18 protein-coding genes and 1 tRNA gene are annotated in these 18,178 nt (G+C 67.6%); 8 read left to right on the top strand and 11 right to left on the bottom strand.

All coding sequences use genetic code 11. The annotated features are described in order from the left end of the window. Positions 1 to 59: 59 nt before the first annotated feature. Positions 60 to 1,274 carry an acyl-CoA dehydrogenase family protein gene (locus IP78_RS14510; RefSeq protein ID WP_054112368.1) on the bottom strand — a complete coding sequence of 405 codons (1,215 nt, stop codon included), beginning with the start codon at positions 1,272 to 1,274 and terminating at the stop codon, positions 60 to 62. Positions 1,275 to 1,351: 77 nt separating this feature from the next. Then, positions 1,352 to 1,657 carry an SCP2 sterol-binding domain-containing protein gene (locus tag IP78_RS14505; RefSeq protein ID WP_054112367.1) on the bottom strand — a complete coding sequence of 102 codons (306 nt, stop codon included), beginning with the start codon at positions 1,655 to 1,657 and terminating at the stop codon, positions 1,352 to 1,354. 131 nt (positions 1,658 to 1,788) lie between these two features. On the opposite strand from IP78_RS14505, the gene IP78_RS14500 reads away from it, so the two are divergent. Then, a tRNA-Ser gene (locus IP78_RS14500) sits at positions 1,789 to 1,880 on the top strand. 164 nt (positions 1,881 to 2,044) lie between these two features. On the opposite strand, the gene IP78_RS14495 is transcribed toward IP78_RS14500, so the two are convergent. Then, positions 2,045 to 4,513, bottom strand: a complete 2,469-nt coding sequence (locus IP78_RS14495) for a DUF305 domain-containing protein (RefSeq protein ID WP_054112366.1) — start codon at positions 4,511 to 4,513, stop codon at positions 2,045 to 2,047. A gap of 151 nt (positions 4,514 to 4,664) precedes the next feature. On the opposite strand from IP78_RS14495, the gene IP78_RS14490 reads away from it, so the two are divergent. From IP78_RS14490 to IP78_RS14475, 4 genes are read left to right on the top strand one after another with little or no spacing between them, the layout of a single operon-like run. Then, positions 4,665 to 6,218 carry an exopolysaccharide biosynthesis polyprenyl glycosylphosphotransferase gene (locus IP78_RS14490; RefSeq protein WP_054112365.1) on the top strand — a complete coding sequence of 518 codons (1,554 nt, stop codon included), beginning with the start codon at positions 4,665 to 4,667 and terminating at the stop codon, positions 6,216 to 6,218. A 13-nt stretch (positions 6,219 to 6,231) separates the two neighbouring features. After that, positions 6,232 to 7,683, top strand: coding sequence for a lipopolysaccharide biosynthesis protein (locus IP78_RS14485; RefSeq protein WP_054112364.1), 1,452 nt, complete (start codon positions 6,232 to 6,234; stop codon positions 7,681 to 7,683). Further along, positions 7,680 to 8,615 carry a glycosyltransferase family 2 protein gene (locus IP78_RS14480; RefSeq protein WP_054112363.1) on the top strand — a complete coding sequence of 312 codons (936 nt, stop codon included), beginning with the start codon at positions 7,680 to 7,682 and terminating at the stop codon, positions 8,613 to 8,615. The genes IP78_RS14485 and IP78_RS14480 overlap by 4 nt, the downstream gene beginning before the upstream one ends. After that, positions 8,615 to 9,565, top strand: a complete 951-nt coding sequence (locus IP78_RS14475; RefSeq protein ID WP_054112362.1) for a glycosyltransferase family 2 protein — start codon at positions 8,615 to 8,617, stop codon at positions 9,563 to 9,565. The genes IP78_RS14480 and IP78_RS14475 overlap by 1 nt, the downstream gene beginning before the upstream one ends. On the opposite strand, the gene IP78_RS14470 is transcribed toward IP78_RS14475, so the two are convergent. Both IP78_RS14470 and IP78_RS14465 read right to left on the bottom strand, forming a co-directional pair. After that, positions 9,546 to 10,226, bottom strand: a complete 681-nt coding sequence (locus IP78_RS14470; RefSeq protein ID WP_231681034.1) for a hfsB — start codon at positions 10,224 to 10,226, stop codon at positions 9,546 to 9,548. The genes IP78_RS14475 and IP78_RS14470 overlap by 20 nt on opposite strands. Before the next feature lie 63 nt (positions 10,227 to 10,289). Continuing rightward, on the bottom strand, positions 10,290 to 11,750 hold the full coding sequence (locus tag IP78_RS14465; RefSeq protein WP_054112383.1) for a Wzz/FepE/Etk N-terminal domain-containing protein: 1,461 nt from the start codon (positions 11,748 to 11,750) through the stop codon (positions 10,290 to 10,292). Positions 11,751 to 11,844: 94 nt separating this feature from the next. Here IP78_RS14465 and IP78_RS14460 point away from each other — a divergent pair, with 94 nt between their 5' ends. Beyond that, positions 11,845 to 12,567 (top strand): polysaccharide biosynthesis/export family protein, encoded by a 723-nt coding sequence (locus IP78_RS14460; RefSeq protein ID WP_054112360.1) that lies wholly within the window; start codon positions 11,845 to 11,847, stop codon positions 12,565 to 12,567. 104 nt (positions 12,568 to 12,671) lie between these two features. Here the strand turns inward: IP78_RS14460 and IP78_RS14455 are convergent, their stop codons facing one another. Together IP78_RS14455 and IP78_RS14450 are read right to left on the bottom strand one after the other, a co-directional pair. Beyond that, positions 12,672 to 12,983, bottom strand: coding sequence for an SEL1-like repeat protein (locus IP78_RS14455; RefSeq protein ID WP_029415450.1), 312 nt, complete (start codon positions 12,981 to 12,983; stop codon positions 12,672 to 12,674). Between the two features lie 176 nt (positions 12,984 to 13,159). Continuing rightward, complete coding sequence (locus IP78_RS14450) at positions 13,160 to 13,885, bottom strand: glutathione S-transferase family protein (RefSeq protein WP_054112359.1); 726 nt, start codon at positions 13,883 to 13,885, stop codon at positions 13,160 to 13,162. A gap of 157 nt (positions 13,886 to 14,042) precedes the next feature. Here IP78_RS14450 and IP78_RS15585 point away from each other — a divergent pair, with 157 nt between their 5' ends. Further along, positions 14,043 to 15,050 carry an RcnB family protein gene (locus IP78_RS15585; RefSeq protein ID WP_231681033.1) on the top strand — a complete coding sequence of 336 codons (1,008 nt, stop codon included), beginning with the start codon at positions 14,043 to 14,045 and terminating at the stop codon, positions 15,048 to 15,050. An 18-nt stretch (positions 15,051 to 15,068) separates the two neighbouring features. Here IP78_RS15585 and IP78_RS14440 read toward each other — a convergent pair whose 3' ends face one another. Genes IP78_RS14440 through IP78_RS14430 form a run of 3 tightly spaced genes read right to left on the bottom strand, consistent with a single transcriptional unit; the run spans position 15,069 to position 16,128 of the window. Then, a complete protein-coding gene (locus tag IP78_RS14440) occupies positions 15,069 to 15,344 on the bottom strand; it encodes a hypothetical protein (RefSeq protein ID WP_054112358.1) in 276 nt (91 codons plus the stop codon). Continuing rightward, positions 15,335 to 15,586, bottom strand: coding sequence for a DUF1996 domain-containing protein (locus IP78_RS14435; protein WP_231681032.1), 252 nt, complete (start codon positions 15,584 to 15,586; stop codon positions 15,335 to 15,337). The genes IP78_RS14440 and IP78_RS14435 overlap by 10 nt, the downstream gene beginning before the upstream one ends. Before the next feature lie 59 nt (positions 15,587 to 15,645). Then, the gene (locus tag IP78_RS14430) at positions 15,646 to 16,128 is read right to left on the bottom strand and encodes a DNA polymerase III subunit chi (RefSeq protein WP_054112356.1); all 483 of its coding nucleotides are present in this window, start codon (positions 16,126 to 16,128) and stop codon (positions 15,646 to 15,648) included. Between the two features lie 84 nt (positions 16,129 to 16,212). Here IP78_RS14430 and IP78_RS14425 point away from each other — a divergent pair, with 84 nt between their 5' ends. Then, entirely contained in the window at positions 16,213 to 16,695 is a 483-nt protein-coding gene (locus tag IP78_RS14425) for a peptidase S1 (protein WP_231681031.1), read from the top strand. Positions 16,696 to 16,698: 3 nt separating this feature from the next. On the opposite strand, the gene IP78_RS14420 is transcribed toward IP78_RS14425, so the two are convergent. Next, the gene (locus tag IP78_RS14420; protein WP_054112354.1) at positions 16,699 to 18,177 is read right to left on the bottom strand and encodes a leucyl aminopeptidase; all 1,479 of its coding nucleotides are present in this window, start codon (positions 18,175 to 18,177) and stop codon (positions 16,699 to 16,701) included. Position 18,178: the final 1 nt, after the last annotated feature.

Raw genomic sequence — 18,178 nt, 5'->3', positions numbered from 1 at the left:
TTCGTTGCCCCGGTCACGCGGTTCGGTCGCGACTGCTGACGCGGTGTGGCAACAGCCGATCAGCGGACCGGCTTGCCGCCGTGCTTGGCATACTCCAGCCGCGCGATGGTGCGATTGTGGACCTCGTCGGGGCCATCGGCGATGCGCAGCGTCCGCACCGTCGCATAGAGCTCAGCCAGCGGCGTGTCGCCCGAAACGCCCGCCCCGCCGAAGGCCTGGATGGCGTCATCGATGACCTTCAGCGCCATGCGCGGCGCGGCGACCTTGATCTGGGCGATCTCGGACTTGGCGTTCTTGGCTCCGGCCTGATCGATCATCCAGGCGGCCTTCAGCACCATCAGGCGGCACATCTCGATGTTGGTGCGGGCCTCGGCGACGCGCTGTTCCCACACCGAGTGCTCCGCGATCTGCTTGCGGAACGCCGTGCGGCTCAGCAGCCGCTGACACATCAGCTCCAGCGCCCGTTCGGCGCAGCCGATCACGCGCATGCAGTGGTGGATGCGGCCCGGTCCCAGGCGCCCTTGCGCGATCTCGAAGCCCCGCCCCTCGCCGGCGATCAGGTTCTCGACCGGGACACGGACGTTCTCCAGCACCACCTCGGCGTGGCCGATCGGCTTTTCGTCATAGCCGAAGACGCTCAGCATCCGCTCGACGCGGAAACCTGGCGTGTCGACGGGCACCAGGATCTGGGACTGCTGCTGGTGCGCGGCCGCGCCCGTGTCGGTCTTGCCCATGACGATGGTGATGGCGACGTTGGGGTGCGCCATGTTGGTCGACCACCACTTGCGGCCATTGATGACGTAGTGGCCGCCGTCGCGCTCGATGCGGGTCTGGATGTTGGTGGCGTCGGACGAGGCGACCTCGGGCTCGGTCATCAGGAACGCCGAGCGAATCTCGCCGGCCATCAGGGGCTTGAGCCAGCGCGCTTGCTGCTCGGCGTTCCCGTACATATGGAGCACTTCCATATTGCCGGTGTCGGGCGCGTTGCAGTTGAACACCTCGGGCGTCCAGAGCCCCGCCTTGCCCATGGCCTCGGCCAGCGGCGCGTATTCCAGGTTGGTCAGGCCCGCGCCGTGATCGCCGGGCAGGAACATGTTCCAGAGGCCTGCTTCGCGCGCCTCGGCCTTCATCGCCTCCATCGTCGGCGGCTGGCGGTTCGGATCGGCGTGGACCTCGTCGTGATAGTCGGCCGCGCGGGGCAGCACCCGGTCCTCGAGGAAGCGGCTGACGCGCTCCTGCCAGTGAAGTCCACGGTCGGAGTGCTGGAAATTCATGGTCGTTCCTCGGCCTAGGCAAACGGCGCGACCCGAGCGGGCCGCGCCGTTTCAATATTCGTCTTCTCAGGCGGGCATCAGCGCTTCAGCAGCGGAGCCAGCTTCTGGGCGATCATCATGTCGCCGGCGATCTTCAGCTTGCCCTGCATGAAGGCCATCATGGGGTCCAGCTGGCCGTTCGAAAGGGCCATGAAGTCATCCCAGTTCATCGACACTGTGGCGTCGGCGGGCTTGTCCTCGTTGGTCACGGTGTTCGGCACCGACGCGCCGTCGATGTAGATCTTGCCGGCGTCGCCGAGGTCGAGCTTCACGGTCTTGCCCAGACCGGAGTTGTCGCCGACGGCGCCGCGGATGTGTTCGGTGACCTGGTTCAGATCGGCCATGTCGCTCTCCCTGGAAGCAATGGAGGCGAAGGGGTAACCCTCCCCGCTCCGGCCCACAAGATCACGTCGGGGAAAGTTGGCGACGACCCGATTGCGCAGCCGCGCGGCCTCCGCTATCGACGCCTCCTGCCGGAGACGTGGCCGAGTGGCTGAAGGCAACGGTTTGCTAAATCGTCGTACCGGGTAACCGGTACCGAGGGTTCGAATCCCTCCGTCTCCGCCAGGCCCTCCGCTCCATGAAGCGATCGGAAACCCATGCTGGGCGTGACCCGGCATGAAAGCTTTGGTGCGCTTGGACCCACTTGGTCACTCTGGCTGACCTGTCGGACCCGATCGGTCTGCGAACGGAGCAGGAAGGGGCCGATCGTCGATCGGCCCCCCGCATCCTTAGCTCAACCGAGAGGCGATGCCGATCAGGGTCTCGGCGAGGCCGGCTCGCCGACGCGAGGCCGTATCGGCGCCGGATCCCCCAACCTGAGCGGCCAAATCGCGCAGGCTCTGGGCCACAGCGGTATCGGAGCTGCCCGCGTCAATCAGCGGGGCGGCCGCGTCCACCGCCCGTGACACCGCCGTGATCTGATCGGCGGGCAGGCCACCGTCGCGGGTCAGTTGGTCCAGATAGGCGCGCGCCACCACAGGATGGGCGGGCCACGTCGTGCGGAACTGCTGCTGCGGGTTCACCGTCTCACCCTGCTGAGCCATGCGGGCCGCAGCGATCTCGTTCTCGGTCAGATGCTCGCTCGGCGTCAGCTCCAGCACATCCAGGCCGCGCGCGATCTCGGTGCCGTAGATCCGGCCATTGTACCAGTACACCGACCAGAAGCCGCCCAGGATATCGTGCTGCTCGCTGATCGGGCCGCGGTCGAAATAGGCGATCTCGCGCGGGTTGGCCGAGTCGGTGAAGTCACTGATCGACAGGCCGCCCTGGTACCAGGCCTGGACGAACAGGTCGCGGCCCGGCACCGGGATCAGAGAGCCGTTGTGGGCGACGCAGTTCTCGCGCGCCGTCTGGGGCGCGGGCAGCTTGTAGTAGCTGCGGAAGACCAGCTGGTTGTCGACGATGTCGTAGATGGCATTGGCGCCCCAGGTCACCGGGTCCTGGACGCGGCAGCGCGGGCGCCCGCCCCCGCCCCACTCATCGGTGAAGACCACCTTGGTGCCGTCGTTGTTGAAGGTCGCGGAGTGCCAGTAGGCAAAGCCCGGATCATTGACAGCCGCGATCCGGCGAGGAGCCGCCGGATTGGAGATGTCCATGAGGATGCCGTTACCCGAGCAGGCGCCGCCCGCCAGGTTTCCATCCGGGAACAAGGTGATGTCGTGGCACTGGTCGGTACGGCTGGTGGTCTGGGTGCCCTCGCCATGGTCGCCACCGCGCCACAGGCCGGCGACCGCGCCGGTCGCGTCGTCAGCGAATACGCGCGGGCTGTCGATGATGCGGGCCTGGGACGGATCAGCCAGCGGGATCTCGATCACGTCGATGCTGAAAAGGGCGGTGTCGTTGTCGCCCGGCAAGCCGACGACACAGCCAGCCAGTTCACGTTCATCGCGCACTCCGGCGGTCCCGGAATTGTAGACGATCAGGCGACGGCTATCCGCCGAAACAATGGAGTGGGTGTGCGAGCCCCGGCAGGTCTGGACCTGACCGACCTGGACCGGATTGGCGCGGTCCGAGATGTCGAAGACCCGCAGACCCCTGAAACGATCCGCCTGCGGTCCGTCGCCCACGCCCTGGCGACCGCAGTCGACACGGCCGTTGTTGGATTCGACCGACATCAGCAACAAGTTGCCGTGGATCGACACGTCGCCCTGGCCGCCGGGGCAGACGACCGAGCTGATCAGCTGGGGTTCCGGCGAGGCGTCGCTGAGGCGATACAGGTTGAAGCCGTGATAGTTGCCGACCGCCAGCAGGTCGCCGGAGAAAGCCATGTCGGTGTTGGCGAAGCTGAGGAAGGGCGCGCGTCGACCGAACTGGCCCGACGGCGAAGCAGGGGTGTCGTCGCTGTCGTTCGCCGAAGGAACCGGGGGCGGCAAACCCTCCGGATTGGCCGGGTCGAAGAAGCCCGTGGGCTTGGGCAAGCTGGCGACCAGACGAAGATTGCCTTCGGCCTGTCCTGCGTCCCGGAACCCGGCAGCAAGAGTGCTCCTGGGATCGCCTGCCCGCTCGCGCAGCAGCAGCGACATCCGGTTGATCTCGGCTGTCTGCTCGCTGGTGATGTCGTTGACGAAACGAAACAGGACAGGGTCATAGGCTGATCCGGAACGACCCAGCAGATCCGCCACCATCGTCACCGCGCCCTCGTGATGAGCGATCATCAGATTGAGGAATTGCTGGTCGAAAGCCTCGCCCGAGGCAGCCGCGAGCGCGGCCATCTGGGCCGGCGTGGCCATCCCGGCCATCTGGGCGTGTCCGGCATGGGCGGAGTGGTCCATACCGGCGTGTCCGGAGTGATCCATGCTTGCCATTGCATGGCCCTCGGCAGGATTCGGAGCCGTCTCACCACGCTCGGTCAGCCAGCCGCGCATGAACTCGATCTCGTCGGCCTGAGAGGCGTTGATGCGCCCGGCGATGTCGCGAATGGCCTGGGTATTGGTCCGCTCCTGGACCAGATTGGCCATTTCCACGGCCTGGGCGTGGTGCAGGATCATGTCTTGCATGAACTTGACGTCGTCGGCCGAGTAACGGTTGTCGGCGATGCGCGAAGCTTCATCTCCGTTCAGGGTGCGGGTCGCTTGCCCCGGCGCGCCCGGCTGGACGATCGGAGCCTGCTGGGCCAGGGCTCCCGAGGCGAACAGCAGGACGGTGGCGGCGGCCGAAGCCCCCAGACGATGACGGACGGACGGCGCGAACTTCAGCAAAGACAACTCTCCCGGTCGGTGGGTCGACGACCCCTCGCTGTCTTTTGACCACGGCCAGAGCGCGGGGCCAAGCTGCCTTTCGTCGCCGAACCGTCGCACGTCCGCTCCAGCCGTTAACGCGACATCCACGGGGGCCGTGCATGATGGCAACATGACCACGGCCTTCGATCTGACGCGCGGCGCGGACGCCCGGCTGGACGCCTCCGCGCTCCAGGCCTTGGCGGCGCGAACGCTCAAGACGACCGGGGCCGACGGCAAGTCGCGGCGTGGTCCGTTCAGACCCGAGGTCTGGCTGAACACGCGACAGCGGCACGCCTCGCGGCTGGCGGTTCACTGGTTCCGGACGGCGGACGTGGCGATCGTCGGCGCGATCACGACGGCGGCGCTGGTTCTGTCGTCACCCGGCGGGCTCATGGCGTCGCCGCTGGGCGACCTGCTCCCGCTGGCGATCGGCGCCCTGTTCGTGCTCGGGGCCCTGCGCTCGCTGAGCCTGTATCGGTTTGAACGGGGGCAGCGGCTGCCGCTTCATCTCGCGGCGGTCACGGGCGTCGCGGTCGCCGGCGGCCTGACCGCCATGCTTCTCGAGACGATGCTGTCGTCCGGGCGGCCGGACGCCTCGCTGACGATCCTATGGACGGCCTTCGTCGCCGTGGCGCTGTACGGCTCGCATCTCGCGTGGAGCATCACGGTCGCGCAGTGGCGCGCCAAGGGTGCCCTGACACCGAACATCGTTCTGGTCGGCGCCACTCGCCACGCGGAGCGGTTGATCCGCGACGCCCTGCAGCGTCGTGACATCAATGTGCTGGGCGTCTTCGACGACCGACTGGCCCGGTCGCCGGACAGTGTCGCGGGAGTGCCCGTTCTCGGCGACGCCGAAGCGCTGATGACCCACCGCATGACGCCCTATGTCGACAAGATCGTGCTGGCGCTCGACCCCAAGGCCGAGGCGCGGGTGCGCGAACTGACGGCGCGGCTGTCGACCCTGCCCAACGAAGTGACCCTCCTAGTCGATCCGGTCGACGCCTCGGAACGCGGCGCGGCGCTGGACCGGCTGGCCCGCGCGCCTCTCGCCTCGCTGGACGGTCCCGTGGACGACGACCGTCGAGCCTTCAACAAGCGCATCCAGGACCTGGTGATCGGCACGGTCGCCCTGGTCCTGCTGTCGCCGGTCATCGCGCTCACGGCACTCGCTATCCGCCTCGACAGCCCCGGCCCGATCTTCTTCCGCCAGCGGCGGCACGGCTTCAATCACGAAGAGATCGTGGTCTGGAAGTTCCGCTCGATGCGCCACGAGGCCGCCGACGCCACCGCCAGCCGCCAGGTCACCGCCGACGACGACCGTGTGACCCGCGTCGGTCGCTTCATCCGCAAGACCAGCCTCGACGAGCTGCCCCAGTTGTTCAACGTGCTCAGGGGCGAGATGTCACTGGTCGGCCCGCGCCCGCACGCCATCGGCATGAAGACCGGCCAGGTCGAGAGCGCCCGCCTGGTCGCCGAATATGCCCATCGCCACCGCATGAAGCCCGGCATGACGGGCTGGGCCGCCATCAAGGGCTCGCGCGGGCCGCTGCACACCGCCGCCGAGGTGCGCACCCGGGTGCGGCTCGACATCGAATACATCGAGCGCCAGTCGCTGTGGCTCGACCTCTGGATCATGCTCGTCACCGTGCCCGTGCTGCTCGGCGACCGGGCGGCCCAGCGGTGACGGGAGCGCCCTGATGTTCTGGCGCGGGGTCTGGGGCTATCTGCCCGCCAACATCGTCCAGGGGCTGGTGGGCTTCGGCTCCATCGTCGTCTTCACGCGGCTGCTGACGCCCGAGGATTTCGGCCGCTACGCCATCGCCTTTTCGGTGATGACCCTGTTCCACGTCGCCACCTTCAGCTGGCTGGAGGCGGCGATGGCGCGCTTCTGGGCGGCGGAGAGGGGGCAGTCGCTGGCCGATCACTTCCTGACGCTCTATCGCACCGCCGCCGTCGTCACGGGCGCCGTCCTGCCGTTGATGGCCCTGCTGCTGTGGCTCGCGCCGATCGGTCCCGGCATGAAGCTGACCATCGGGATCGCGCTGGCCGGCATCCCGATCCGCTGCCTGTCCAAGCTGGCGCAGGAACGCTTCCGCGCGGCCGGAGAGGTCCGCAAATCCGCGACGATGGATATCTTCGTCAGCCTGGGCGGTTTCGGCTTCGGGGTAGCGGCGGCGTTCGCCGGCCTGGGTTCGGCCTCCCCCTTCATCGGCCTGCTGCTCGCGCCGCTCCTGACCCTGCCGTTCGTCCTGCCCGGCGAGCTGCGGCGCGCCAAGGGTGGCGTCCTCTACCGCGACCGGCTGTGGTCCTATGCCCGGTACGGCTATCCCATCGCGGCGGGGCTCAGCCTGACGCTGGTCATGGCCTCGACCGACCGCTTTCTGCTGGAGCTGTTCCAGGGCCCGGCGGCGGTGGGTGCCTATCACGCGGGCTACAGCCTCGCGAGCCGGACGCTGGACGTGCTGTTCATCTGGCTGGGCGCGGCCGGTACGCCCGCCCTCATCATGGCCTGGGAGCGGTCCAGCCGCGAGGGCTTCATGGCCGCCGCCCGGGAACAGGCCTCGACCTTCTTGCTGATCGGGCTGCCCGCCGCCGTGGGTCTGGCCCTGGTCGCGCGGCCATTGGCCGAAGTGATGATCGGCGAGAACCTGCGGGTCGTGGCAGCGTCGGTGACGCCCTTGATCGCGATCTCCGCGTTGCTGTCGGGCATGACCTCCTACTACCTCAGCCAGAGCTTCGTGCTGGGCCGCCGGACGGACCGCCTCCTGCTGACGCTGTGCATCCCAGCGGGGTCGAACGTTCTCCTGAACCTCGCGCTCGTGCCGACCATGGGTGTCCTCGGCGCAGCGATCGCGACGACCGCCAGCTTCGGTATCGGCGTGCTCGCCTCCATCGCCATGGGGCGCCGGATCGGTGTCGCCATGCCCATTCCGTGGGAGACAGTCGGCCGCTGCGCCCTCGCCTGCCTGGCAATGACCGGGGCCGTGCTGCTCGTGCCTGCGTGGGGCGGCGTCGCCGAACTGTTCGCCAAGGCGGCGCTCGGAGCGGCTGTCTATGGCGTCGCAGCCTGGACCTTGAATGCCGCTGGAGTGCGCGACCTGACGGGTCGCCTTATCGGCTCGCGTCTCGCACGAAAGGCGGCGGCATGAGCGGCTCGCCCACAATCCAGAACGCCCACTGGGCAAAGGCGCGACCGGCCCTGTCTGTCCTGATCCCGTTTCTGCGCGACGACCCGTCACAGCTGCTGGCCCTGCTGGACCGCGAGGCCGAGGCGCTCGGCAGCGTTGTCGAGATCGTCGTCATGGACGATGGCACCGGCGACGCGGCGCTGACGGCGCGGCTCACCGCGCAGGTCCAGACGATGGCGCTGCCGATCAGGCTCATCACGCTGCTGGCCAACGAAGGCCGGTCGAGGGGGCGAAACCGGCTGGCCGGGGCTGCCCGGGGCGGCTCGCTGCTGTTCCTCGACAGCGACATGCGGCCGGACAGCGACCACTTCCTCCAGACCTGGGCCGAGCTGGTCCGCCAACAGGCCCCCGCCGTGGCCTTCGGCGGATTCTCGCTCCTCCAGGCGCCGGACGAGCCGCGCTTCTCGGTGCATCGCGCCATGGCGACAAACGGCGAATGCATCGGCGCCGCCGAGCGGGCCAAGGCACCCGAGAAATATGTCTACACTTCCAACCTGCTGGTCCGTCGCGACGTGTTCGAGGCGGAAGGCTTCGACGGCACCTTCACCGGCTGGGGCTGGGAGGACGTGGAGTGGGCCATGCGCGTCTCGCGCCGATGGCCCGTGCTGCACATCGACAATCCGGCGACCCACATGGGGCTGGATACGGTCGAGCAGCTGGCCGGCAAGTATGAGCAGTCGGCCGGGAACTTCGCCCGCGTGGTCGCCCGCCATCCGGATATCGTCAGCGCCTATCCCAGCTATCGTGTCGCCAAGGCCCTCAAACGGGTGCCTGCGCTGCGGCAGGTGCGGCCCCTGATCAAGCAGGTGGCGCTCGCGGCCTGGGCCCCGACCAAGGCGCGGGCCTTTTCCCTGCGTCTTTACCGCGCGGCCCTCTATGCGGAGGCGGTGTGATGCAGGCCGTCTGCGTCCTGATCCCGACGATGCGACGGCCGGAAAGCCTGGCCCGCGCGCTGCGGTCCGTGTTTACGCAGGAGGGCCTGAACGGTCGCCCGGTCAGCATCGTCGTCGTCGACAACGACCCGGCCGGGACCGCGCGGACGACGGTGGAAGCCCTACGGTCCGAATGCCCCTTCCCCCTCGCCTACCGCCACGAGCCGCGCCCCGGCGTGGCCACGGCGCGGAACGCGGGTCTGGCGGAGACCAACGCGCCGCTCATCGCCTTCCTGGACGATGACGAAGCCGCTTCGCGCGGCTGGCTGGCGGCTCTGCTGGGCGCGCAGGAGGCCACCGGGGCCGACGCCGTCTTCGGCCCGATCGTCGGACGCATCCCCGACGAGACCGGTTGGGCAGCGGCCTATCTGCAGCGCTTCTTTGGGCGCGAGGGACCTGCGTCAACAGGTTTGATCAATCATGGATATGGCTGTGGAAACTCCATGATGGTGCGAGCGGCGGCCCTGCCCGGCGCTGCCCCCTTCGACACCTCGGCAGATCAGAGCGGGGGTGAGGACGACGCCCTGTTCGCGGCGCTTGAGGCGCGCGGCGGTCGCTTCGGCTGGGCGCACGATGCCTGGGTGGAGGAGTTCGCCCCGCCGCATCGCGCGACCATGCGCTATGCCCTGTCGCGCGCCTTTGCCTATGGCCAGGGCCCCAGCCAGACCGCCGCCAGGGCGCGGGACTGGCCAGGCGTGATCCGCTGGATGCTGATCGGCGGGGCGCAGGCGGTCATCTGGGGGGCGGCGTCGGTGGCCCTGACCGTGATTGCGCATCCCCGGCGGGCGGACATGATGGACCGCACCGCGCGTGGTCTCGGAAAAGTGTTCTGGATGAGGGGCTTCGAGCCCAAACTCTACGGCGCGCGCGAACTGCGCCGGCTGGATGCCGTCAGCCCGTCAGCCGCCTGAGGAAGGGCGGAGGCGCGTAGGTCGAACGGTTCACGACCACACCCGCGATGCGCCCGCCCACGGCCTCGATCTCGTCTCTGAGGATCACCGGCTCGGCCGCCGAAGTCGCCTCGGTCGCCACCACCAGCACCGTCGCATCGACGAAGGGCGCCAGCGTGATCGCCGTGTCAGACCGGTCAGCGGCGGGCGCGTCGATCACCACCGTGTCGGCGAACTTGCGCATCGCATCCCAGTAGCGGGGATCGGCCAGAGGCTCGGCGCGCTGGCCGGAGCGCAACAGCTCCGCGCGGAAGCGCGTGATCCACAGACGACCGCCCAGGCAAGGACGCGCCGTCATCAGACGGGCATGGGCCACCGGTTTGCGATCGCGGCCGATCACGGGCGGGGTGACCGCGAAGAAGCTCGATCCGTTCGGTGAGGAGGCAGCGGGTGCGCCCAGTCGGCCGAAACGGTCGAAGTCCGAAGCCACGGCCTCCTGCTGGCCGGGCTGGGCCAGGTCGGCGTCGATCAGCCAGACGGGCTTTCGCGCCCGCACCGCCGCCAGCCGGGCGAACTCGCGCGCGACGGTCGAGGCCCCCTCCCCCGTCGTGGCGCAGGCGATCTGGACGACCCGTCCGCGATGGGCGGGAGCCGGTCCGAGAGCCGCCCAGAGGCCGGCCATTTCGCTCGTGAGGTCGACCATCGAATCGGTTACGCGCTGACTGAACCGGCGAAGGCTAACACGTCATCCGGCCTTCACCGGCGCGACGGCGAGCACCGGCATCTCCAGCGTGCGGCCGACCATCCCCGGCGTCGAGAGCCCCCTGCGTGTGAAGACCCGAAGCAAGCCGACGCACAGGGCCGTGAAGCCGGCGAACAGGATCACCAGAGCCATGAGCGGCATCTTCAAACTGGTGCCGCGCGTCGGGGCGGCAGCGCGTTCGATGACGCGCACATTGTCGGCGCCGGCACGGACGAGGCCGTTGTCGGCACGGCTCTGGGTCTCGCGCTGCTGGAACTCCCGGATAGAGGCGGTCAGGACGTCGCGGTTGGAGGCCAGGGTCGCGTTCTCTGATTCCTGCCGGGTCAGTTGCGCCTGACGCTCCAGGATATCGGCGATCTGCCGGTTCACCGAGGCCAGCCGTGCCGACAGACTGTCGCGTTCAGCCTGGGTCGTGATGCGGGTTGTTTCCAGCTCCGTCCAGATCGGATTCGGGCCCAGGCGGACTTCACGGGCACCAACGGCGGTCCCCGTGGCCACATACTCCTGAAGCTGAGCGATCTGCGCCTCGATGTCGCGCACTGGCTGGCTGTCTGGCTGATAGCGGGCCAGCAGTTGCTCGCGCTGGGTGCGCAAGGTCAGGATCTGGTCCTGCGCCGACACGTTGAGGTCCTGCTGGAGAGCGATCTCCGGTGGTTGCCGAGCGAGCTGAGCCTCTATGGTGACCAGCCGCCGAGCCGCCTGATTCAACTGGTTCTCGACCGAAAACTTCTCGGTCAACTGCGTCTGGTAGATCGCCGCGAGAGCGGTCTTGTAGGCAGCGAAATCACCGATCTCGTTGGAAGCCAAGAACTCCTCATAGGTCCGATCGACTTCGGCGAGCTCGTCCTCGAAGGCCCGGCGCTGGCTGGCGATGGCTGAGGTCGAGCGATCCTGGAACACCTCCCGGCGATAGATCAGGTACTGGTCGATGATGGCGTTCAGGACCCGCGCCGACTTCTCGGCGCTGTCGCTCTCGAAGCCAAGACCGATGGTCGAGCCCTGCGGCGTCGTCGAGATCGACAGGCCGTCGTTGATGAAGCGGATCGCGTCACCTTCCTGCTTCTCCACCGGATCGGTCGAGACGCGACCGGGCTTCTGAAAGAACGGCAGCCCAAGCGCGCGTACGGCCCTCAGCTTCACCTCGCGGCTGCCGATGATGTTGGCTTCGGTCTGAGCGACCTCGCCCGGGGCCGGCGGCTGGGACTGGCGATCCTGCAAGCCGCCGACGCGGGGCTGGTAGACGTATTCCTGGCCCGCCCCGACGAACAGGCTGGCTCCGGCGGTGTAGGTCTTCTTGAGCGTCAGGACGGCGGCGGTGCCGATCGCCAGGACCACAAGGAACACGACAACCATGATCCACAGCTCGCGGAACAGCAGGCCGACAACGTCGCCGAACCCGTAGCGCGGGCGGGCCGAGACATAGGCGGTGGCCGTGGAACGCATGAAGGGACGGAGTTCCGAGGAATCGTTGACGTGGCCGATCCTTCGCCGGTCGGCGTTAACCACTGATTACCCATGTTCGGCGAGCCTCGCGCTCATGATGGATCGGCGGCGGATTCTGTGGGGTGTTCTGGGCGCGGCCGTCGTGGCCTCGACCGGCGCGTGCGCCTCGGGCCAGAGCCGGTCGACCAATCGCGTGCGCCAGGGCGGCTTTTCCGACATCGCCTTCGCCGACTGGACCGACGCCGAGCCGGAATATGTCCTCTATCCCGGTGACGAGATCGACGTGGCCCTGCCCACCGCGTCCGAGCTGAACCGGTCGCTGAGGGTCGGCCCTGACGGCCGCATCGCCCTGCCGCTGATTGGCCAGGCCATGGCGGCGGACCGGACGTTGGCGGAACTGGAATACACGCTGAGCGAGGCCTACGCCTCACAGTTGGTGCGGCCAGTCGTCGAGATCACGCTGAAACAGGCCGGACCGATCCAGGTCTGGGTCGCCGGCGAGGTGCGCACGCCCGGAGTCTTCGCCATGACCGGCGATCTAAACGCCTATCAGGCCGTGATTCAGGCAGGAGATTTCCTGCCAACAGCCCAACCGCAACAAGTGGCACTGATCCGGCGTGGGCCTGGGGGACGGGCCATGATGCGTGTGGTGGACCTGAGGCCCCGCCGCGGCGAGGTCGTCGCCTTGCGACGCGGGGACATTCTCTATGTGCCGCGCTCGACGCTCGGCGAGCTGGCGAACTTCTTCACCCAGTTCCGGAACGCCCTGCCGATCGGGTTCAACTACTCGATCAACGGGCAGTATCAGTCATTCTAGTGGGCTACCGCTCGCGACGCGGTCACTCGCTACTTGAGCCCAGCTTAAAGCGCTGAATCTGGGCTCGCAGAGCCCCGCTGCTTGAGCGCGGTTGGAGGCTCAGGTCACGCCGCCAGCTTCACAACGCCCGCGTCGATGTAGCGACGGGCCGCGCGCTGGGCCTCGGCGATCTCGTCGCGTTCCATCTCCTCGGACATCTCGCGGCGATAGACCCGGGCCTCGATCGAGCCCTTCATGGCCGCCAGGTTGAAGATCATGTGGGCCGAGACCCGGTCCATCGGGCAGCCGCCCGAGCCCGAGGAATACATCATCCCCAGCCGGAACAGGGCGTCGCCGTCCATGTCGGGCGTGGGCAGAGGCAGCGGCGCGGCCTCGACTTCGTTGATCGCTTCCGGCGCGGTTTCGTGCGCGTTCATCGTCGTATCCTTTGCGATGGCCGACCCTTCTGGTCCGCCTCTCTGATACGCGATCAAATACCGCCGGTTTGAAGTTAAAGTTAACAGCGACGCGGCCGCCAAAGTCTTTTCAGTAAAGGCGAAATGAATACTCCGCGATCGATTCAGGACTGCGAAATACACTGTAAACGCCTGATTCAGGATTTCCGGGCGCGCTGCCCGAACAGCAGCTTCCGGGCCTCCTCCGCCGCCGTGCCAGACGCCGCCAGATTGCTGCGAAGCTCGTCGCCGACAGCCCTCCCCTTCCGCACCGCCGGACGGGCCCCGACCCGCTCGAGCCAGGCCTTCAGGTTCGGAAAGTCCGCCAGATCCTGTCCCTGATGTCCTGGCAGGATCCAGGGCCAGGCGGCCATGTCGGCGATGGAGTAGTCGCCGGCCAGGAACTCGCGATCGGCCAGGCGCCGATCCATGACGCCATAGAGGCGGTTGGTCTCGTCAGTGTAACGGCGCACGCCATAGGCGATCTGGCGCTGGTCCTTGATCAGGGCGGGCGCGTACTGGCGGAAGTGATGCGTCTGACCCGCCATCGGGCCGAGACCGCCAACCTGCCAGAACAGCCACTGATCCACCTCGGCGCGGGCGCGGACATCGGTCGGATAGAAGCGGCCGGACTTGGTCCCGAGATACTGCAGGATCGCCCCGCTTTCGAAGATCGACAGCGGCTTCCCGTCAGGGCCGTCCGGATCCACGATGGCGGGCATGCGGCCGTTAGGGCTGATGGCTTGGAACTCCGGCGTGAACTGCTCGCCCCGGCCGATGTTCACCGGCTTGAGCTCATAAGGCAGCGCCATCTCCTCCAGGGCGATGGAGACCTTCCAGCCATTCGGTGTGGGCCAGTACCAAAGTTCAATGGGCGCGGTCATCGCGGGGTCTCCTTCGGTCCGGCATCGATCTGGCCGCGTACACGGCGTGGCGCAAGTCGTTCAGACACCATTCATGCGACCGCCGCGAGCGTAGTGGGGAGCCGCCGGCTATCGGCGTGCGGGGAAGATTGACATGAGAAGGTTCCTGACAACGTGCGTGGGCCTGGCTGCGCTGACACTGCCCGCCACTGCGACAGCCCAGGAGGATGTCGGCGCACCGAACTCGCGGGATCTCAGCGCTGATGTCGTTCGGGAAGCACCGGCTCCGCGCTTCGACCGGCCCCGCGAAACGCGGGCAGAACTGCCACGCCCACCTTCTCCCGAAGTCCAGGACAGGCGAGGCGGCGGAGATCGCGACGGCAGAGGTGGCCGCGGCGGCCGGGGCGAGGGCGAAGGGCGCCGCGATCGAGGAGGCGACGGTGATGGCGACCGCAGGGACCGTGGCGGCGACGGCGGACGAGGGGGAGGCTGGAACCGTGGCGGCGGCGGAACCGGTGGCGGCTGGACTCCGCCATCCCCACCGCCTCCTGTTGTACAGCAACCGGGACCGGCCGAGGGCGGAGGGTGGAACCGCGAAGACCGTCGTCGGGATCGCAACGGGGACGGCAACCGCTGGAACCGCGGCGGCCAGGACGGAGGCCGTGACCGCGGCCGGGACGGCGATCGTGATCGGGACCGTGGACGCGACCGTAATGGTGGCGGCTGGAATGGTGGAAACTGGAATGGCGGGCAGGACCGCGGCGGCTGGGAGCGTGATCGCGGCGGGAACTGGGATCGCGGACGCGATCGTCGTCGCGACTACGATGGCTTCCGCAACCGCTGGAACCAGGATCAGTGGCGGCGAGACTGGAGCCGCAGCCGGGGCTACGACTGGTGGCGTCGCGACCGGGGCTTTCGAGGCTACACAGGCTTCCGTTCAGGGTTCTATTTCGCGCCGAACTACGGCTACTACGCGGTGCCGAGGAACTATTGGGGTCAGCGCTGGTATGTCGGCGACTATCTCCCGTCGATCTTCTGGCGGTATCGACTGAACGACTGGCGGACCTTCGGACTGGGCTTCCCTCCACCTGGAACCCAATGGGTCGCCGTCGACAACCACATCTATCTGATCGACAGCGTCGACGGCTACATCATCGAGGTCATCTTCGACGCCTGGCGCTGGTAGCGTCCAGACAGCCCGGGATCAGCCGCAGTCGACGGTGCGGATGATCCCGGTGGCCTCGTCGAAGCGCACGTTTAGCCGATCGGGCCGGTAGTCGCGGGTCGTCGGGCAGGTGGTGCAGACGATCCGCACATTGGCGTCGGACGGGAAGGTCACGGCCCCGACATGGGTTCCGATGAGCGACTGGGCGGCCGCGGCGTCACAGCGGCCAGGTCCCACCCCAGGCGACGTCGGCTCCGGCGTCGCCGCGCAGGCGGTCAATGCGGCTGTGGCAGCGAGGAACAGCATCATCCGCATCGAACCTGCTCCACGATCTGGGTTTGGGAATTGTAGAATATATTCAGCCGGTAAGCCGAGAAATCCATCGTCACCGGACAGGTGGTGCAGGTCACCCGGCGGTTCACCACCTCGACCGGCACCGGAATCTCGTTGCGATGGCGTCCGACCAGATACTGGAAGTCACGCGCCTTGCAGAGGTCGTCTTCCGCATCCGGCATCCGGCTGCCCACCGGCTGACTCTCCTCGGCGCGTTCAACCACCGCAGGCGCGGTCGCCTCAGGCACAGTGGAGGAGCAGGCAGCCAGAAACAGCGCGGCGATCAGGCCGCCTTTTCCCAGCGTCCCTCGTCCGACTGCTTCCAGTAAGCGAGGTTGGCCCCCTGCTCCTTCAGCGCTTTCCAGCGCGCTCGCGCCGTTGTCAGCGCGGCCTCGTCCCGGCCGTCGAATATGATGAAACATCGCTTGAACTCCTCTGTCAGGCTCATGTCTGACCGATCAACGATGAATAGCGCCTGAGAACCGTTCAGGTTCGCGTCGTCCCCGGTCAGCAGGATGGGTTGCCGGTCGGCGTGAGGCTCTTCGGCCAGGCCATGCGCAAGAAAGCTATCCTCGCGCCAGGTCCACAGCCACTCGTCGATTTCGCGGCGCTGGTCGGCGTCGGCGACGCGCACGCGGGCGCGCCAGCCCCGCTGCAGCGTCCGGTAAAGCAGTTCGGGCAGCACCTGATCCAGCGTCGACCTGTCGAGGTGATAGAACCAGACTTCAGCCAGTTCGCTGGAAACCGGGACCGTCGGCTTGTTCATCAGATGTCGTCATCCTCGATGATATTGCCGATATCCCAACGGCAGGCCAATGTGCTCCGGACATCTTGCTTTGGAGGCTTCGTCATGTCCGTTTCGTCGTCAATCCCCGCACTCGCGGCCGCCATGGGTCTGGCCCTGGCTCTTGCGCCAGTCGCTTCGGCCCAGGATTACTCTCAGAACCCCAACTACGGCAGCGCGAACCTGTCCGGGGGATTCACGCCGGATCCCTATCGGGTATCCTTGCGGGCTGGCGGCTCAATCGATGTTTCCCAGTCGATTTCGCGCTGCAGGGGCTACATAACCAACGCACCGGATTTCCGACTGAGCTTCTCGGCTGGCAGCCTGCCACTGATCATCTCGGTCGCCTCGAGCGCTGACACTACCCTGGTCATCAACGGCCCCGATGGCAACTTCTACTGCGACGACGACGGCGGCGTGAACGGTTCGAACCCGTCCGTCCGCTTCAACTCGCCCGGTTCGGGTCAGTACGACATCTGGGTCGGCACCTATTCGCCGGGCAGCAATCCGTCGGCGACGCTTCACATCTCCGAGGTCAGCAGTCAGTAGACCTCAGCTTTCGTAGGCGTCAGCCACCATCCGATCGAGCAGCCGGACGCCCCAGCCTACGGGGCCGTCCGGCACAGTCGGGCGGGTCGACTTGTTGACCCAAGCCGTCGGGGCGATGTCGATGTGGGCCCAAGGCAGACCGTTCACGAACCGCTGCAGGAACAGGGCGGCGGTGATCGAACCGCCGTCGCGACCGGCCGAGTTCTTCACGTCGGCGTTCACGCTGTCCATGATCTTGTCGTACTGGGGCGGCATCGGCATGCGCCAGACGTTCTCGCCGACCTTGGGGCTGGCGGCCAGGATGGCATTGGCCAGGTCATCGTCGTTGGAAAAGACGCCCGCGTAGTCCAGGCCCAGCGAGATGATCATGGCGCCCGTCAGGGTGGCCAGATCGACCATGAACTTGGGCTTGAACCGGTCCTGGGTGTACCAGAGGGCGTCGGCCAGCACGAGGCGACCCTCGGCGTCGGTGTTGATGACCTCCACCGTCTGGCCCGACATGGACTTGACGATGTCGCCCGGACGCTGGGCGTTGCCGTCGGGCATGTTCTCGACCAGGCCCAGAACGCCCACCGCGTTGACCTTGGCCTTGCGGCCGGCAAGCGCGTGCATCAGGCCGGCGACAGCGGCAGCGCCGCCCATGTCCCAGATCATGTCCTCCATGCCCTGGGCCGGCTTGATCGAGATGCCGCCGGTGTCGAAGCAGACGCCCTTGCCGACGAAGGCGATGGGCTGGTCGCCCGACTTGCCACCGTTCCACTGGATGACCGCCAGCTGGCTCTCGCGCACCGAGCCCTGACCGACGCCCAGCAGGACGTTCATGCCCAGCTTGCGCATCTCCTCCTCGCCCAGGATCTCGACCTTGAGGCCCAGCGGCTCCAGCGCCTTGACGCGGCGGGCGAACTCTTCGGGGTAGAGGACGTTGGCGGGCTCGGCGACCAGGTCGCGCGAGAAGTAGACGGCGTCGGCGACGGCGTTCATCGGCTGGAACGCCGACCGCGCGGCGGCGGCGTCCTTGGTCACGATGTGGACCGTCTTGATCGACGGCACCTTCTCCGGCTTTTCCTTGGTCCGATACTTGTCGAAGCGATAGGCGGCCAGGCGCACGGCGAAGGCGGCACGCGCGGCCTGCTCGGCCGACAGGTGCGACAGGTCAATGGTCAGGGCCTCCAGCCCCGACAGCTTGACCGCGTGATAGGCGGCGCCCACGGCCGTCTCCAGCGCCAGGTCGTCGAACTTGGCCGCATCGCCCGCGCCGCTCAGCACCACCAGATCAGCGTCCAGACCCGACGGCGCGGCGACCAGCGTCGTGGAGTTCGCGCCGCCAGTGAAGCGGCTGGCCCCCATCGCCTTGATCAGGGCACCGGAGGTGGCGGCGTCGTGGTCTGCCCCGGCTCCGGCCAGGGCGCGGCCGTCGTGGACGAGAATGGCGAGAGCGCCCGCGCGGCGGGCGTCGGCGACGAAATCGATCGTAAGGGGCAAG

Origin of the sequence: Brevundimonas sp. AAP58, from assembly GCF_001295975.1 — a bacterium.
GTDB lineage: Bacteria > Pseudomonadota > Alphaproteobacteria > Caulobacterales > Caulobacteraceae > Brevundimonas.
Note: the sequence above shows the minus strand (reverse complement) of the source record. Positions and strands in the feature narration are given on the sequence as shown.

Bases quoted from the DNA above. Each gene is read 5' to 3' on its own strand.
- IP78_RS14485 (WP_054112364.1), top strand. From the start codon at position 6,232: ATGTTCTGGCGCGGGGTCTGGGGCTATCTGCCCGCCAACATCGTCCAG.
- IP78_RS14455 (WP_029415450.1), bottom strand. From the start codon at position 12,983: ATGAACGCGCACGAAACCGCGCCGGAAGCGATCAACGAAGTCGAGGCC.
- IP78_RS14425 (WP_231681031.1), top strand. From the start codon at position 16,213: ATGTCCGTTTCGTCGTCAATCCCCGCACTCGCGGCCGCCATGGGTCTG.
- IP78_RS14460 (WP_054112360.1), top strand. From the start codon at position 11,845: ATGATGGATCGGCGGCGGATTCTGTGGGGTGTTCTGGGCGCGGCCGTC.
- IP78_RS14490 (WP_054112365.1), top strand. From the start codon at position 4,665: ATGACCACGGCCTTCGATCTGACGCGCGGCGCGGACGCCCGGCTGGAC.
- IP78_RS14510 (WP_054112368.1), bottom strand. From the start codon at position 1,274: ATGAATTTCCAGCACTCCGACCGTGGACTTCACTGGCAGGAGCGCGTC.
- IP78_RS14440 (WP_054112358.1), bottom strand. From the start codon at position 15,344: ATGCGGATGATGCTGTTCCTCGCTGCCACAGCCGCATTGACCGCCTGC.
- IP78_RS14465 (WP_054112383.1), bottom strand. From the start codon at position 11,750: ATGCGTTCCACGGCCACCGCCTATGTCTCGGCCCGCCCGCGCTACGGG.
- IP78_RS14450 (WP_054112359.1), bottom strand. From the start codon at position 13,885: ATGACCGCGCCCATTGAACTTTGGTACTGGCCCACACCGAATGGCTGG.
- IP78_RS14480 (WP_054112363.1), top strand. From the start codon at position 7,680: ATGAGCGGCTCGCCCACAATCCAGAACGCCCACTGGGCAAAGGCGCGA.
- IP78_RS14475 (WP_054112362.1), top strand. From the start codon at position 8,615: ATGCAGGCCGTCTGCGTCCTGATCCCGACGATGCGACGGCCGGAAAGC.
- IP78_RS14470 (WP_231681034.1), bottom strand. From the start codon at position 10,226: ATGGCCGGCCTCTGGGCGGCTCTCGGACCGGCTCCCGCCCATCGCGGA.
- IP78_RS14505 (WP_054112367.1), bottom strand. From the start codon at position 1,657: ATGGCCGATCTGAACCAGGTCACCGAACACATCCGCGGCGCCGTCGGC.
- IP78_RS14430 (WP_054112356.1), bottom strand. From the start codon at position 16,128: ATGAACAAGCCGACGGTCCCGGTTTCCAGCGAACTGGCTGAAGTCTGG.